General features: G+C 35.6%; 16 protein-coding genes and 1 other annotated feature. Of the genes, 14 read left to right on the top strand and 2 right to left on the bottom strand.

Annotation, left to right across the window (positions count from 1 at the left end):
• The first annotated feature begins 35 nt into the window (after window positions 1-35).
• The 5 genes from MHI10_RS13825 to MHI10_RS13805 all read left to right on the top strand — a co-directional run bounded on the left by MHI10_RS13825 (window position 36) and on the right by MHI10_RS13805 (window position 4,765).
• On the top strand, window positions 36-677 hold the full coding sequence (locus MHI10_RS13825; RefSeq protein ID WP_340786316.1) for an ATPase: 642 nt from the start codon (window positions 36-38) through the stop codon (window positions 675-677).
• Window positions 674-2,041 (top strand): hypothetical protein, encoded by a 1,368-nt coding sequence (locus MHI10_RS13820; protein ID WP_340786314.1) that lies wholly within the window; start codon window positions 674-676, stop codon window positions 2,039-2,041. The genes MHI10_RS13825 and MHI10_RS13820 overlap by 4 nt, the downstream gene beginning before the upstream one ends.
• 73 nt (window positions 2,042-2,114) lie before the next feature.
• Window positions 2,115-2,322: a binding site (T-box leader), on the top strand.
• A 99-nt stretch (window positions 2,323-2,421) separates the two neighbouring features.
• A complete protein-coding gene (trpE, locus tag MHI10_RS13815) occupies window positions 2,422-3,816 on the top strand; it encodes an anthranilate synthase component I (protein WP_340786311.1) in 1,395 nt (464 codons plus the stop codon).
• Window positions 3,813-4,388: an anthranilate synthase component II gene (locus tag MHI10_RS13810; RefSeq protein WP_340786309.1), complete on the top strand. Its 576-nt coding sequence runs from the start codon at window positions 3,813-3,815 to the stop codon at window positions 4,386-4,388. Before trpE ends, MHI10_RS13810 begins: the two co-directional genes overlap by 4 nt.
• A gap of 2 nt (window positions 4,389-4,390) precedes the next feature.
• Window positions 4,391-4,765, top strand: a complete 375-nt coding sequence (locus MHI10_RS13805; RefSeq protein ID WP_340786308.1) for a DUF5071 domain-containing protein — start codon at window positions 4,391-4,393, stop codon at window positions 4,763-4,765.
• Between the two features lie 98 nt (window positions 4,766-4,863).
• Here the strand turns inward: MHI10_RS13805 and MHI10_RS13800 are convergent, their stop codons facing one another.
• Entirely contained in the window at window positions 4,864-6,321 is a 1,458-nt protein-coding gene (locus MHI10_RS13800; RefSeq protein WP_340786307.1) for a serine hydrolase domain-containing protein, read from the bottom strand.
• Between the two features lie 443 nt (window positions 6,322-6,764).
• On the opposite strand from MHI10_RS13800, the gene MHI10_RS13795 reads away from it, so the two are divergent.
• The 8 genes from MHI10_RS13795 (at window position 6,765) to MHI10_RS13760 (ending at window position 12,385) form a co-directional block, all read left to right on the top strand.
• Window positions 6,765-7,154 (top strand): GntR family transcriptional regulator, encoded by a 390-nt coding sequence (locus MHI10_RS13795; RefSeq protein WP_340786305.1) that lies wholly within the window; start codon window positions 6,765-6,767, stop codon window positions 7,152-7,154.
• Window positions 7,151-7,840 (top strand): ABC transporter ATP-binding protein, encoded by a 690-nt coding sequence (locus tag MHI10_RS13790; protein WP_340786302.1) that lies wholly within the window; start codon window positions 7,151-7,153, stop codon window positions 7,838-7,840. Before MHI10_RS13795 ends, MHI10_RS13790 begins: the two co-directional genes overlap by 4 nt.
• Window positions 7,837-8,667, top strand: coding sequence for a hypothetical protein (locus MHI10_RS13785; protein WP_340786299.1), 831 nt, complete (start codon window positions 7,837-7,839; stop codon window positions 8,665-8,667). Before MHI10_RS13790 ends, MHI10_RS13785 begins: the two co-directional genes overlap by 4 nt.
• A 14-nt stretch (window positions 8,668-8,681) precedes the next feature.
• A complete protein-coding gene (locus tag MHI10_RS13780; protein ID WP_340786296.1) occupies window positions 8,682-9,884 on the top strand; it encodes a hypothetical protein in 1,203 nt (400 codons plus the stop codon).
• A 226-nt stretch (window positions 9,885-10,110) separates the two neighbouring features.
• Window positions 10,111-10,248, top strand: a complete 138-nt coding sequence (locus MHI10_RS13775; protein ID WP_340786293.1) for a hypothetical protein — start codon at window positions 10,111-10,113, stop codon at window positions 10,246-10,248.
• 94 nt (window positions 10,249-10,342) lie between these two features.
• Window positions 10,343-10,732, top strand: a complete 390-nt coding sequence (locus tag MHI10_RS13770; RefSeq protein ID WP_340786291.1) for a sigma-70 family RNA polymerase sigma factor — start codon at window positions 10,343-10,345, stop codon at window positions 10,730-10,732.
• Window positions 10,725-11,066, top strand: a complete 342-nt coding sequence (locus MHI10_RS13765) for a hypothetical protein (RefSeq protein WP_340786288.1) — start codon at window positions 10,725-10,727, stop codon at window positions 11,064-11,066. The genes MHI10_RS13770 and MHI10_RS13765 overlap by 8 nt, the downstream gene beginning before the upstream one ends.
• Before the next feature lie 563 nt (window positions 11,067-11,629).
• Window positions 11,630-12,385, top strand: coding sequence for a hypothetical protein (locus MHI10_RS13760; protein WP_340786287.1), 756 nt, complete (start codon window positions 11,630-11,632; stop codon window positions 12,383-12,385).
• Window positions 12,386-12,632: 247 nt separating this feature from the next.
• Here MHI10_RS13760 and MHI10_RS13755 read toward each other — a convergent pair whose 3' ends face one another.
• Complete coding sequence (locus tag MHI10_RS13755; protein WP_340786284.1) at window positions 12,633-13,034, bottom strand: hypothetical protein; 402 nt, start codon at window positions 13,032-13,034, stop codon at window positions 12,633-12,635.
• A gap of 227 nt (window positions 13,035-13,261) precedes the next feature.
• Here MHI10_RS13755 and MHI10_RS13750 point away from each other — a divergent pair, with 227 nt between their 5' ends.
• Window positions 13,262-14,962, top strand: coding sequence for a methyl-accepting chemotaxis protein (locus MHI10_RS13750; protein WP_340786283.1), 1,701 nt, complete (start codon window positions 13,262-13,264; stop codon window positions 14,960-14,962).
• Window positions 14,963-15,202: the final 240 nt, after the last annotated feature.

Below are 15,202 nucleotides of genomic sequence, written 5' to 3'. Positions count from 1 at the left end.
CAATATTACGATTTAATTGGGAATGGTGGGGTTTTATGTACAAGGATGTAAGAAAAGAGGATTGTTTATTTTTAAATTCCGAACAACAATTTAATCAATTTCTTGAACTGGCAGATGAATTAGAATTGTTCACTTTAATTCTTCCTATAAAAAAATATTACCTCCATAAAGCACAACTATTATATGATATTTGGTGCATTCTATCGAAGCCTAAAGAAAAGAGAATTGAAAACCCCGAAAATGTGATGATTTTCTGCATTAGAAATAGTTTTATGAAAATGATTGAAAATTATCCAATGAAACGATATATCCAAAAAGCGGCGTTAGAAAATGGAAGGTTGGCTTATGTTTGTGCTATTTATATTTTAAAAGCAGTAAATGATTATTTTACAGTAAAAATCACCTCTAATGAAAGTTTGGCTTCCAATTTTGAAATGATTGAAAGTTACAAATCCAGAGGTATTCGAGCATATTATAATGAACAATATCAAGGTGCTGGAAAATATCCAAAAGATTTAGCGCGATTGCAAAGAAAGATTACAACGGAAATCAATGAAATTTATCAGATTAATATGCAAAGTTTCCACTGGTATATGAATGAAATTGTAGATGAGGCGGAAAGAGTTTACGAAGCTGTATTTGGGTTGGTTAATGATTGGGGGGGAAGAGTTCCATGATTATTTACAATCAAATCGAGCATTTGAAAAAATTAAATGAAAACCTGCAATATAAAGAAGTGATCCAGTACGCGAAGATTACATTACATATTACATTAGAAAAAAAGCGCTATGCAGAGGCATTGAGTTGTTATGAATTGCTAGCGAACGCGGCGTATGGCGTAGGAGATATTGCTAATTTTTGCAGAACGATGTTGGAATACGAAAAACTATGTCTCATCCATGGCAAAAAAGAAAATAAAATGACTTATTTTTATTTATTAAGTACATTAAAAAGCGTAGAAAATAATGAAGAGTCGATTGAAGCGTCCAAAAAATCCATTCAATATGCAAGTGCGTTGAATCAATTAGAATTTTTAGCGGTGAATTACGCGAATATCGCTGCACAATTAGCTATTCTTGATCAATTTGACCAAGCAAAAATTGCAGCCCAATTAGCCAACTATTATAAAATGAAAATCCGTAATACAGGTTCGCTTAAAGTAAAAGTGAATATGGGATTAGTGTATTATTATGCAGTTGTCGGTGATAGCCACCAATTTAAATTAGTGAAAAATGAATTATTGCAGTTTATTAGGGAAGGCCAATTAATATATCATGCACAAATTGCCTTTTCTGAGGCAACTATTTTAGCACAACAGCAGGAATTTCACTTGAGTGGCATCAAGCTGCAAAAGGCATATGAAATTTATAAAGAACAAAAAAATACGATTAAATTACGCATACTTAGCGAAATTATTCAACGATACCAATTGCAAAGTTATTTCAAATGTTATGATGAATTGCTGACCATCATCCATGAAGTTGATGTAGGGGCTATTCTTTATAAGCAAATTCAAAGTATTTCATCTGATGACATGGAGCTTGATGTTGTAAGTGCTACATTCGCTTATAAATATCCGAAAATTCATACAAAAAAATCGATGGAAGCATATGTGAATGAATTAATGCAAGCGAATAAAAATGTTTACTGCTTGCATTGGTGTTTTATTACAGATGAAATAAGTGAACTGTTTGGAGCGCTATTTGTGGAACAACTGCTATTTGAATTATTCGACTCCATTTATAAAAAAGTAACTGCATACAGAGTCGAATTTTTAGTTTATTCCCATAAAGAAGGGGAATTTATTGTAGAAGGAATTTCAAACGAAGAATTTTTTACTCTCATTATGGAATTAGAACAGCAATTACAGTCAAGTATTGTCCATTTAAAGATGGGGTCTGTTGGGATACCGATTCATTTTGGATTTGCTTATTCTGAAGAGTATTCTAAAGATGAATTGACTTATGAAAGATTAATTGCCCATGCAGATGCACGATTGTATTATGCAAAATCACATGGTCAACTGTATATGTATAGCTAGACTTGAAACGCATGCTTTCGCGGCGAAAAAATAAATTGAAAATTCCACTTACTTAACGTACAATAGTCGTATAGGAAAAGCGAAGATGAAAAAGAGTAGTAAGCGATTGATTTTTTAGAGAGCTAACGGTTGGTGAAAGTTAGCAAACAATGCTTATGAATGGACTTTCTAGCTGCACAGAGGAAATGCTGTGCCGTAGCACTCACGTTACGAGTAATGAAGTGGACTATTGTTACATTCAGTAGTCAATGAAGGTGGCACCACGGCTCTCCGTCCTTTAGTTGCGGAGGGCCTTTTTGCGTCTAGAAAAGTAGAGAATGAGAACATCCACAAAGCATCTATGCAGAAGTGGAAAACAGTTGAGCTGAGGAGAGATTTATATGAGAGTAGAGATGCAACAACATTTTGTTATGAAAAAAATTACGGGAGATACAATGACACCGATTTCCGTGTATATGGCTTTGAATGGGAAAAACAAGGTGCTGTTTGAATCCAATGCGAAATTTAGTGAGAGCGGTCGTTATTCCTTTATTGCGGTAAATCCAGTTGGGGAGCTAAGAGGGGATCAGTATCAAAGTTCATTTTTTAAGAACAATGGCGGCGAGCAAGTGTTTGAACAGCCGGTCCTTCAAACATTAAAGGATCTATTACCAATTCGCGATTCCGAATCCTATCCATTTGCCTTTTTCGGAGGGGCGATTGGTTATTTTGGTTATGAAACAGCGTATCATTTTGAGGGAATTGGCGATATTGTCAATGATGTTTATGAAATGCCAGATGTGCATGTCTTTTTTTACGATACGTTTATTGTGATTGACCATTTGCTTCAACAAGTAACGATTGCCGCGATTGATTTATTTCAAGATGGACGTACAGTGGATGAGATGCAAAAGGCAATTGATGAGATTGAAAAAACAATCGGGCAGCCATTTATGGAAAGACCGTGTGAGTCGACAACTGCTCATTTTACACCAACGCTTTCGAAAGATCATTTTATAAATATGGTTGAAATGGCAAAGGAACATATTCGGAACGGAGATATTTTCCAAGTTGTACTATCACAAACATTTGAAGCGAGCTTTGATGAACAGCCACTTGAGCTTTATCGTAAATTGCGTACGTCTAATGCATCGCCGTATATGTACTTTTTAGATTTCGGGACGTACACGATTTTAGGGACTTCTCCTGAAAGTTTAGTAAAGGTGCAAAATGGGCTCGTAACAACGAATCCCATTGCGGGAACAAAGCCGCGCGGGAAAACGGTGCAAGAAGATGCAGAAATTGCGAATTCCTTATTGGCTGATGAAAAAGAAATCGCGGAACATAAAATGCTCGTAGATTTAGGGCGCAATGATGTCGGGCGAGTGGCGCAAATTGGTTCAGTTCAGGTAACAAAATACATGCAAATTGAGCGCTATAAATACGTCATGCATATTGTGTCAGAGGTGACAGGAAAACTACTTGAGGACGCGCATGTAATGGATGTGTTAGCAGCTAGTTTACCAGCAGGAACCGTTTCGGGTGCTCCGAAAATTCGTGCGATGCAAATTATTAATGAATTAGAACAGCGGAAGCGCGGCATTTATGCAGGGGCAGTTGGTTATATTTCGACAACAGGTAATATGGATTTAGCACTAGCTATCCGCACGATGCTTGTAAAGGACGGTAAAGCTTACGTACAAGCGGGGGCTGGTATTGTGTTTGATTCGGTACCAGAGCTTGAGTATGAGGAAACGCTAAACAAAGCCCGTGCGTTATTGGAGGTGCGTGTATGATTTTATTAATCGATAATTACGATTCGTTTACGTATAATTTATATCATCAAATTGCTGCAACGGGGGAAGAAGTGCAAGTCGTACGCAATGATAAAATTACGATTTCAGAAATACAGGCACTCCATCCAAAGGCTATCATCATTTCTCCAGGGCCAGGAACACCTGAAAAAGCGGGGATTATTATTGACATGATTCAGTCTTTGTATAAAGATTTCCCGATTTTAGGGATTTGTCTAGGGCATCAAGCAATTGGACAAGCATTCGGGGCAAAGGTAAGTCGCGCAGACCATATTATACACGGGAAAACGAGTGAACTGAATTATGTCGATCAAAGTTTATTTGCCGAATTAACTGGGGCGGTAGAAGTGATGCGCTATCACTCGCTTATTATTGAAAAAGAGACGTTGCCTGATGATTTTGAAATCTTGGCTACCGCTAAAGATGATGGAGAAATTATGGCAATCCAGCATAAAACATATCCGCTGTATGGCTTACAGTTTCACCCTGAATCGATTGGGACGGGGGAAGGAGATAAGATGATCCGGGCGTTTATTCAAAAAATAGAGGTGTAAAGATGATTCCGAAAAATAAACATGATCTAGAGGCAGTGAACGAACTACATCAAATGCCTGAAAGCGAGGTAATTCCATTATTACCTCAGTTGCTCGAATGGATTCAAGATATGAATTGGCCGGTAGCTGAGTCGGTACTGGAAGTGTTGTTACAATACCCGACTGAGCTCACACCGCATGTAGAAGAAGTGCTACTTGGAGAAGATGATATGTGGATTTACTGGTGCTTAGTAAGGGTATTTCCGGAACTTCCGTATTTCTCGAAGCTCGTACTTGCGAATGCTGTGGAGCAATTGGCTATGCAAAGAATTACGCCATTTAATGAGGATAATGTAGAAGCAGCAAAAGAAGCGCTACGTAGCTTGGAAACGCTATAAGATTGACTAAATTTGCCGATAATACGCAACTAGTGGATAAAAATAAACCACGTATTTTGAAAAGTTTATTCAAAATACGTGGTTTTATATGTTTATCCCTATTTATTATTTAATCTTAATCGATGATAAATTCTCAAAGTTGTGAGTGTGAATCCGATGATGAAAACGATTGCTAAAAAGATCATCGCAGCTGGCCAAAGTCCGAATGCATCCATTGTGGTTGAGCTGTTATTTTGTAATGATGGAACAATAAATAATAACCATCCAATACCTAAAACAGGCGCCAATTGCGGTATTAAACGCAGACAGAATTTCCAAGTTGGTTGCTGTTTACGTTTCGCCGTCCATTTTTGACTTCTTATGATGCCTCTGACTCCTAATATCAAGTAAATCAATGTAATAACACCAAGTGATAAATCGATTATTTTAGGTAGGGGAGCCTTTAATTTAGGTACCTTTCCCTCAGTCAATTGGATAATTCCACTACTAATCTCATAGGGATGTTCGAATGTAGTGGTGAAGCTATTGAGTAAAACTGCAACCGCATAGCCGCTACTTGGAATGATATCTTGTTGAGATTGAAAAGTAGATTTTGAACCACTATGAGAAATACGAGCTGGCTTAATACTTGGAGAGCTTAATGACCAGCCAAGTCCATATTTTTCATTTCCGAATTGTGGTGAATAGGACTCTTTCAGTAATTCGGGTGATATTAATTGCTCTTCTTTTCCGTTTTTCCCCTCGTTTGTATGCATAGATAACCATTTTCCCATATCGCTAGCTGTCGTAAAGATACTCCCTGAACCACTTAACATTTGTTCAAGCTCAGTCCATGGCATTGTCGTGCCATATAACGAGACATATCCTTGAGGGATTTTTAATTTTTTTGTCATATCCCCAGAGTTAACTAGTGAGATGGAATTGTTCATTCCAAGCGGTGAGAAAATATACTGGTCTAGATAATCATTAAACGCCATCCCACTAATTTTTTCGACTAAATATGCTAATATCCAATAATTTGCATTACTATATAAATATTTGTCTCCAGGAGTTGATTGTAGCTTCCAATCATGAAGTCGCTCTACTCCTTCATTTAAAGTATACGAAGGGGCTACAATGGTAGGGTTAGGTATTCCAGAAGTATGGCTTAATAGTTGCCGTACCGTTACTTGTTCCCATCTATCGTCATCCATTTTTAATTCAGGAAGATAATTTGCAATAGGGTCATCGAGTTTAACTGTACCTTCATCAACTAATTGTAAAACTGCAAATGCAGTAAATGGCTTCGTCCCAGAAGCAATACCAATAATAGAGTTTTCCGTCAGTTGATTTCCATCAGAATCATGACCAAATCCTTTTTCATATAGTACGTTTCCATCTTTAACGACGACAATAGCTGCACCAGGCAGTCCGTTTTTTTCGATATAATTTGTAACATACTCATCAACCTTTGTTGGATCAAATGAATTAGTAGCCCAGGCTGATATAGGAGCATGTGACAAATGAATAGAAATAATAAATATTAAAAGAAAAATAACCCTTTTACTTTTAAACATAAACTTTATCCCTCTTTTCATTTAATAATCGTATTCTTCAATATAGCTCATCACGCCCAATGAAATGATGCTGCTACATTAGTCCAATAGAAGAATGATTTACCTTAACCAGCTTAAATTACGCATACTTTTTAGCGTGTATATAAGAAAGGTAAGCGTAATTATACCAATTATCCAGACTAAAAAGCTAAGCAAGAGAAGAAATAATTTCGTTAGATTTATACTAAACCATAATTATTTCCAAAATTATGATTGACTTGGAAAGTGTACTAAGCCTATAATACATTTTAAGTAGTGTGTTACGCCGTTAATACATTTTTTTGAGGGTAGTGTATTAATTGGCTAGTACATGGTTTTCTTTCTTAAAAGGAATCACCTATTTTTATGACTAATGTGTATTAAGTGTTTAATACACAAATGTGAAATTAAAGGAGTTGAATGAGTTGGATGTAAAGTTTAATAATCGCGATCCGGTTTATGTACAGGTAATCCGGCATTTTAAAGAACAAATTGCCAAGGGATTTTATGAAGCAGGTCAGGAAATTCCATCTAGAAGGGAACTAGCCAACCTGCTAAAAATTAATCCAAATACTGCACAGCGAGCTTATAAGGAAATGGAGGAACAACGATTGATTTATACAGAAGGAAATTTACCGAGCTGCATTACGAAAGACGGAGAAGTGCTTAAAAATGTTCGTGAGGAATTGATTGTCGAAGCGGTTGACTTATTTGTCAGTTCTATTAAATCAATCAATGTACCGTTATCTGAAGTATTGGACCTAGTGCAGAAAACGCATGATGCCGAAAGCGGAGAAGCGGAGGAATCCAAATGATCGAATTAAAAAATGTTAGGAAAAAATACGGCAGGAAACACATATTAAAAGGTGTATCCTTTACCGCAAACAAAGGTGAAATTACATGCCTAATCGGTATAAACGGCGTAGGAAAAACGACGATCATGAAGTCGATTATGGCGCTCACACCAATTAATAGCGGTGAAATTTTAATTGATGGGGAAAAAATACGAAAAGAAAGCTTCGAAAAGATTACGTTTATTCCAGATACGATTACGATGCCGCAACAAATGAAAATTAGTGAAGCTTTTCAATTTATGGCGGACTTTTATAAAAGTTGGAATCAGCAAAGGGCACAAGAATTACTGCAATTTTTTAAGCTTGATGCAAACGACCGCATTGCCAATTTATCAAAGGGAAATACGGCTAAAGTGAATATGCTGCTAGGTTTGGCATTGGATGTAGATTACTTGCTGATGGATGAACCATTCTCGGGTATTGATATTTTTTCGCGCGAACAAATTGCCGAAGTATTTACGAGCCATTTAATTGAAGACCGTGGCGTTATCATTACTACGCATGAAATTAATGATATTGAACATTTAATCGATAAAGTCGTGCTCATTGATGAAGGTGAAGTTTTACGAGAATTTAACGTGGAAGAAGTTCGCGAAAACGAAGGGAAATCTGTTGTTGATGTGATGCGGGAGGTGTACCAGAGATGAATAACTATTTAAAACTTGTCAATTTTGAAATGAACCGATTTTTTAAATTGTATGTCATATTGATTGGAATAACGATTATAAGCCAACTGCTAGGTGTTGTCGTTGAATCGAAATCATATTTAGAAAATACGAAGCGGGTTATGTTTGAAAATCAGTTCACCTTTAGTAAATTTTTAGAGGAGGGTTATAGTTCTTCACCATTTCTACAATTTGTGAATTCTGGATGGGCTTTGCTTCCAATATTTATGTGCATCGTCATTCTCATGCTTTATGTGTTTTTCATTTGGTATCGTGATTGGTTTGCAAAGAATACATTTATTTATCGATTATTACAATTGCCGACAAATAGATTGACGATTTATTTTGCCAAACTGACGACAATTTTGCTATTCGTATTTGGTTTAATCGCTGTGCAATTGATCTTAATTCCGATAGAAATTCAAATCATGAAAAGTATCATACCAGTAGATTACCGAACGTATTTTTCATTTAATGATCTTATGTATTTTGATTTATGGACAATATTATATCCGACATCGGTTGTTGAATTCGTCATAATATACGGGATTGGGTTAATTTTTGTAGCCGTACTCTTTACAGCAATTTTAGTAGAGCGAAGTTTCCGATTGAAAGGGATTTTCTACGCCATCGTTTACGGAGGACTATCATTCGTCATCATGATTGTACCGATAATTATTATGAATCTTTACCCAAATTATTTTTATCCACTTGAACTATTGATAATTACATTGATAACAAGCGTAATCGTTTTAGGAAGCGCTATTTGGCTAGCATCCTATTTACTAAAATATAAAATTACAGTTTGATAGGGGGAAAGATTATGAAACGATATTGGAAAACGCTATTGATCGGTTTGATTAGTGTAATAGCAATTGGATTTTACTATACCCAGCTCGCCTTCGCTTCAAAGCAAGATCTCACTTTTAAAATTGAAACAACGAGCGGGAATGAGATGGAAATTGAAAATATTAGTTTAGAAGCGTATTTTAACCGAGATAATTACCATCGTCAAATAATCATTACAAAGGATGGTTCAACTTTAACTAAGGGAAATAGATCTCAAATGGACTTTATGTTTAATCCATATGTTCCCGAAAAAGTGCAAAAATATATGCAAGAACACCGCCAATTTATGCGTGGTAAACAATATGATGAAAATAACTATTTTAAGGACGAGAATTATTTAGTTTACGCGGCAATTCAAGATTTTGATCAAGTACGCCCAGGGGACCTTTTAACGGCAGATGTCGATGTTCTTGAACTAAAAACAAATGAGCGTTCATCATTTGAAATCCAGATTCCTGTACATGAAAGCTATTATTGGATGGGCGTAAGAGATGTTTATAAGCAAGATGGAAAAATAAAAGTTGTAGTAACGGGCTATCTTACAAATAGTGGTGATGAAATGCGTATCTATACGGTAGATGAAAAAAGTAAAGCATTAGAAGTTGATGAGCTTATTGCAAAAGTCGCACCGGAAAATGGAATTGACGCGAACCTTCACTTGTTATCTAATGCTAATGAAACGCTAAATGATAACTATTATTTGTATGAGATAAAGAAATATAAACAGACGAGGTACGGTCCTTCAAATGAATACCTTTCACATCAATTGTATGCTTTTAATAAGTTGAATAGTGAAGTGGAGGAAATCGTTATTCCTTCTGAATTAAAATCTGAAATGGGAATGACTTTCCTCTATGGTGCACAATTATTCGTGCCTACTTATTCAGCGAATGGTTTAGAGCTACACCATTATAGTATTGAAACCGGGCAATGGGAGGAACCTTTGCATTACGATTTTCCAATTACCGTTAATGGGGAAGAGCATCCTCTAGTGCAAATAATGGATGAGAAGCTATATATAGTAAATCGTGTTGCAGAGGGGCATATGTTGTATATTGGAGATTTACGTACAGGGGAATCGTTATATGTAGGGAAAATTCCTGCTGATAACGGCCATACACCAAATGCATATACCAAAATTCTAATTTCGAATATAAAAAATAATTCGGATAACTAATGTTTCGAGTTCACGAATTAAAAGGTTCTTCATGGTAAATTGCCGTGAAGGACCTTTTATATATCAAATTAAAATTTTGAAAGAGGATTCTACATGAAATAGAAATTTTCCGTATAAATTTCGCTTCAAAGGTTTGAAGTCATGAAAAATTAATATAAAGAATTCAAAAATTTTGCGTCCATCTTGATATTCATTCCGTCTATATAGGTGAAAGAAGGGCAAAAAGATGGACATAGAACAATGCATTCATACATATAGCGATTATTTATATCGCATCGCCTTTATTTATACGAAAGACAGATTGTCTGCCGAGGAAGTCGTGCAAGATGTGTTTATCTTCATTCAGCAAAAGATGTCTGAATGAAGATAAAGCAGCCCCGGCAGATGTCAAGAATTTTGAAGGGAGGCAATTGTGCAAGCACAATTCAAAATTCTGACGCACTTACGCCGAGGCGTAAGTGATTAACTATTACCGAAAATCGCATCAATTCCAAGGAGATGCCACTTTAAAAACATACTTAGTAAAAATGACAATAAATCGAAGTTATGACTATTTACGAAGCTGGAAAAATAAAAAGCACATTATTCTTGAACTCATCCAAGGAACAGAAAAAGGAACAGAACAAATTTATGTTGAAAAAGAGTTGCGCGGAGAGGTAACAGCCGCTGTGTTAGCGTTACCGGTAAAGGACCGAGAAGTGTTGCTACTTTATTATTATGAGGAAATGACCGCTACAGAAATTGCGGCATTGTTAGAGCTTGCTGTTTTCATCGCCAAATCAAGATTGCAACGCGCGCGTGAAAAACTAAAACCGAAACTACAAATGGAGGTGATAGCAGATGAATAAAGAAAAATGGCAAGCTGAATTGAAACAGCTACAGTTAACAGAAAAACAGAAATCAAGTATATTACAACATGTGAGATCACCCGAAAAAAAGAAAGTAAGTGGGATGTATAGACTAGCTGTACCAACTTTTGCGGTGTTATGTGCATTGTTTTTATTTTTAGTAATGGGTGATGAAAGTTCTGTCCTTGTCTTGAATCATGGTGCTGTACAAGATGTTGCGATGGATCATCGTGAATATATAATGGAAACACTTATTTATTTTGCAGTTGCTCTCAGCTTATTTGTCTTCAATTGCATTTTAGCTTTTTGGATTGTAAAGAAAACGATTCGCTAGCAAGGAACGATTGCGCATTATCGTGAAAAATGAAGAAGTTATACTTGGCTGTTCGTTTGTTTTATGACAACTTTATTCATTGCGGGTGCATGTAGTTTATGGCTCATTTGCTCGACGCAATTCGGGTCGGAAATCATCATTTTTATCCTTATTTTAATGTTACTACTATTGCTCCACCTTTATTTAGCACGCAATATATAAAAAACTTTGCTGTGTCCAGTTTGTCAACGGACGTATTCGACACACGAAACAAGAAAAATCGCGTTTTCATTTAAGTTAGAACAGAAATGCCCTGTGTGTGAAAAGCCTGTTTACTTTACGAAAGCTACAAGAAATAGATCCGGTATAGCATCATTACTAATAGGGCTTCCTTTTCTTGTAATAATCTGTGTTTTGATACCTTACTTTTTAATTGTTTGGTGCTTTATATGGCCGCTTTATATTGAATTAGAGGATAAAGAAACACCGATGTGGTGAACCGGATATATGAAAGTTACAAAATCTCAAGTATTACCAACTTGTGTATAATGAGATTAAAAATGGGATGCGTGAGGGAGATGGAAATGAGGAATGAATTAATTTTGGTCATTATTTTTAGCTTATTTGTTGTTGGTTTGTCTGGCTGCCAAAAAGAAAATGGAAAAGTAAAAAATCTTGTTATTGAAAGTTCTTCGGTTGAATTTGGTTCATTACTTGACCCGGACGATAGGAATTTACATTTTCGTGTGCAAATTATCGATTCTGGAATGGAGCCACAGTTAGAATATAAAGTTAGATTTAATATCCAAAATGAATACATTCGTCAATTGATTGAAACGGACATAATCGAAATTCCTAATACGTATAAAACTAACAAATTTCAGGAGAATGGTTCGAGTGGTCTTGTTACGGGGAGTTCTAAGGTGATAAAAAAAGAATTTGATATTGATCAAATAAGGAAAAATCTTAAAAACCCCGCCGCAGTTACTGTTGAAATTTATGATGGGAATCGTATTATTGCACAAGATGAAGTTATCCATTTGAAAGAAAATATTCAGCCATTAGTGAAAAATATCCAAAATGAAAAGTTGGAAACTATTGATTTAAAGGAAGTAGAAACTAGAGAAATTTTCACTAGAGCCATTCATCATGCAACAAAAGAAACAGGTATTTCTTTTATTGCACATCCTAAATATTCATTTAGCTTGGATGGTGAAACCTATTTGCTTTGGATTACAGAAGCCGAAGCTAGAATAATGAAATTTAAAGATCCGTATACGATTTACTTGCTTTCAAATCGTTCATTTAATGAGATTAAACTATTGGTTGATAATGTTTAGATTTCAATAGGCATGCTAAAAGATGGATTGATGATTTCTGCAATTCTTTTATAAAAACAGGAAGAATCATCACTTTGTACAAAGTGTATAAATAGAAAGATTCCCCCACTGCTATCATAGAATGGGGGAATCTTTTTTGTACTTTAGAAAAATTCCTTGTATAAAGAAAATTGGGATTAAATATTTTAGCTGTTGGGTACAGATAAACAAAGTATTCGTATTTCGAGATGAATTTACACAAAAACGGTTACCACCCTAAATTGATCGTCAATCCGCAGCATGCAATATCAAAAAGATGAACTTCGATACCGCTTGGTGTGAATTTTGTATCGAATTGAACCGTGATGCCTAATGAGGTGATTAAGCGATCTACTTCTTTTTTGTTTGAGAGCTGTGCTGCATTCATGAGCTCTTGTGAAAATTGTTCGGAAGCGGCAATTTTAGTAGTAAGCAATTGAGCCTGTTGCATAATGACTTGCATGCTTTTAACTGAAGTTTTCAGTTTACTCGTATTGACAGTTGGAAATGGGCTGTTATTTGTCGGCATGGCTGTTTGTTTAGGAAAGGACGGGGGCGAAGTGTTATTTTCCGCTAACCACAATGGATATACATTTGAATTCACATAATAAGGATGATAATTGTAATACAATGGAATACCTCCTATTAAAGCTAATGTTCTATCTTATGAATTAATATGATTTGTGGTGTATTGATGCGTGGAATAACAAAAAAGATTAAAATATATAGGCGATTAATGTAAAAGGTGGTAATAATAAAGTGCTTTTAACTAGTAAACAATTATATTTTTTTGTCGATGTATGAAAAGTAATAATAAATAAGTATTATTATTTTCAATATATTTAGGAGGAACAAACCATGAAGTGGACAATAGGAAGAAAAGTTGGAATCTCATTTTCAATTATTATGCTCGTAATAATTATGATGGTTGTTACATCAATTAGAGGCGCTTTAACATTGAATTCCAATACATCGACATTAAATAATGTTATTATTCCAGAAATAGGATTGCTTAATAAAATAAATGCTCTAACGGACCGTATGTTTATTAATACGCAAAAAAACTTATTATCTGAAGATCAACCATTTAAAGAAAAGTATTCAGAAGAGATTTCGGCTATTACGAAACAAATTGACGAATCTTTGAAATCGTACGAAGTTTATGTGGTGTCGGAACAGGGAAAAGCCGAATTTGCAACGTTTAAATCGAACTGGGAAAATGTATTCGAAAAGAACAATGAGGTAATTCGTTTAAACAATGCAGGTCAAGAGAATCAAGCGACTCTCGCATATTACGAAGTAGAGCCTCTTTATGAAAAAATGCAGAAGAATATGGATGACCTACTCGTTTTATTAGACGAACAATCAGAAAATATCCACAATGAGGGAATGACTGAATTTAAGAGAACGGTTACTTTCATAATTGGAGCAAGTGTGATTGCTTTCATATTAACAATAAGCATTATTTTCTTCTTTATTCGTGTTATTAAAAAGCCAGTTGAATTACTGTCTGAACAAGTGAAGCAATTAGCAGATGGCAATTTAGCTATTGAACCGATAATCATCAAAAATCAAGATGAAATTGGTCAGTTAGGGTTGGATTTTAATAGTATGTTAGCTAATCTTAAGGGCTTAATTGGCGGGTTACAAACGCATATTCAAACGGTTGCTGCGACATCAGAGGAGTTGTCTGCGAGTGCCGAAGAAACAAGTAAGGCAACAGATCAGATTACTGCTGCAATGGTTAATGTTTCAGAAGGGGCAGATCAACAAGTACATGGTGCGAGAACGAGCAACGAGGCGATCACAGAAATGGTAACAGGGATGGATCATGCTACATCGTCGGTGCAGTCTGTTTTTGACTTAGCCGTTTCTACAAAAGAATATACATCTGTCGGGGCATCTATGATGGATCAGGCAATGGAACAAATGAAGAATATCCAAAATACATCAAATGAAACATCGAAAATTATTTTATCTTTAGGAGAGAAATCGACAGAAATTAGTCAAATTGTAGGGCTTATTACAACCATTGCGGATCAAACGAACTTACTGGCATTAAATGCAGCGATTGAGGCAGCAAGGGCTGGTGAATATGGAAAAGGCTTTGCGGTCGTAGCTGATGAGGTACGGAAATTAGCCGAGGATTCTTCAATTGCAGCCAATCAAATTCGTGATGTCATTGTATCCGTTCAAAAGGAAGTAGCTGAAGCGGTCAATGCGATGGAAAAATCGACGAATAATGTCAATGAAGGGATTGCGCTTGTGAAAAATTCAGAAGAAAATTTCCAAGGTATTTCTTCAATGATTGGCAATGTATCCTCACAAACAGAAAATATTTCGGCCATTATCGAACAACTAAGTGCGAATACAATTAGTATTAAAGGTCAATTAAATGAAGTCTCTATTTTATCAGAGAGTTCATCTGATCAAGCGCAAACCGTTGCAGCAGCTGCTGAAGAGCAAAATGCAACGATGGATGAAATTTCAAAATCTGCCTATGCATTAGGTGAGTTATCTTCAGAGCTTCAAGAAATGGTACAACAATTTAGAATATAAGTGCGGTTACAAACAGCGTTACATATCGTTGGCTCTCACAATGTTGGAGAACTAATGGATATGTAGCGCTTTTTATTTACGTTCGAACGTCTGTTGCAAATGGATGTACAAACGATAAACAGAACTATCTATAAGCTTATTACTAAATGGAGAAGTATATGTTTAAACTATTTTCCTTCATACTGATTACAATAAAGGCGTTTAGTGGTAGTATAGTATTATTATGGCTATAAAACATAC

It is taken from the genome of Solibacillus sp. FSL K6-1523 (assembly GCF_038005225.1).
In the GTDB taxonomy this organism is placed as follows: domain Bacteria; phylum Bacillota; class Bacilli; order Bacillales_A; family Planococcaceae; genus Solibacillus.
The sequence above is the reverse complement of the archived record's forward strand: the minus strand, read 5'-3'. Positions and strand labels throughout refer to the sequence as shown.

Coding starts and splice junctions, on each gene's coding strand:
- MHI10_RS13820 (WP_340786314.1), top strand. CDS start 674: ATGATTATTTACAATCAAATCGAGCATTTGAAAAAATTAAATGAAAAC.
- MHI10_RS13805 (WP_340786308.1), top strand. CDS start 4,391: ATGATTCCGAAAAATAAACATGATCTAGAGGCAGTGAACGAACTACAT.
- MHI10_RS13780 (WP_340786296.1), top strand. CDS start 8,682: ATGAAACGATATTGGAAAACGCTATTGATCGGTTTGATTAGTGTAATA.
- MHI10_RS13790 (WP_340786302.1), top strand. CDS start 7,151: ATGATCGAATTAAAAAATGTTAGGAAAAAATACGGCAGGAAACACATA.
- MHI10_RS13825 (WP_340786316.1), top strand. CDS start 36: ATGTACAAGGATGTAAGAAAAGAGGATTGTTTATTTTTAAATTCCGAA.
- MHI10_RS13800 (WP_340786307.1), bottom strand. CDS start 6,321: ATGTTTAAAAGTAAAAGGGTTATTTTTCTTTTAATATTTATTATTTCT.
- MHI10_RS13760 (WP_340786287.1), top strand. CDS start 11,630: ATGAGGAATGAATTAATTTTGGTCATTATTTTTAGCTTATTTGTTGTT.
- MHI10_RS13785 (WP_340786299.1), top strand. CDS start 7,837: ATGAATAACTATTTAAAACTTGTCAATTTTGAAATGAACCGATTTTTT.
- MHI10_RS13810 (WP_340786309.1), top strand. CDS start 3,813: ATGATTTTATTAATCGATAATTACGATTCGTTTACGTATAATTTATAT.
- MHI10_RS13775 (WP_340786293.1), top strand. CDS start 10,111: ATGGACATAGAACAATGCATTCATACATATAGCGATTATTTATATCGC.
- trpE (WP_340786311.1), top strand. CDS start 2,422: ATGAGAGTAGAGATGCAACAACATTTTGTTATGAAAAAAATTACGGGA.
- MHI10_RS13750 (WP_340786283.1), top strand. CDS start 13,262: ATGAAGTGGACAATAGGAAGAAAAGTTGGAATCTCATTTTCAATTATT.
- MHI10_RS13765 (WP_340786288.1), top strand. CDS start 10,725: ATGAATAAAGAAAAATGGCAAGCTGAATTGAAACAGCTACAGTTAACA.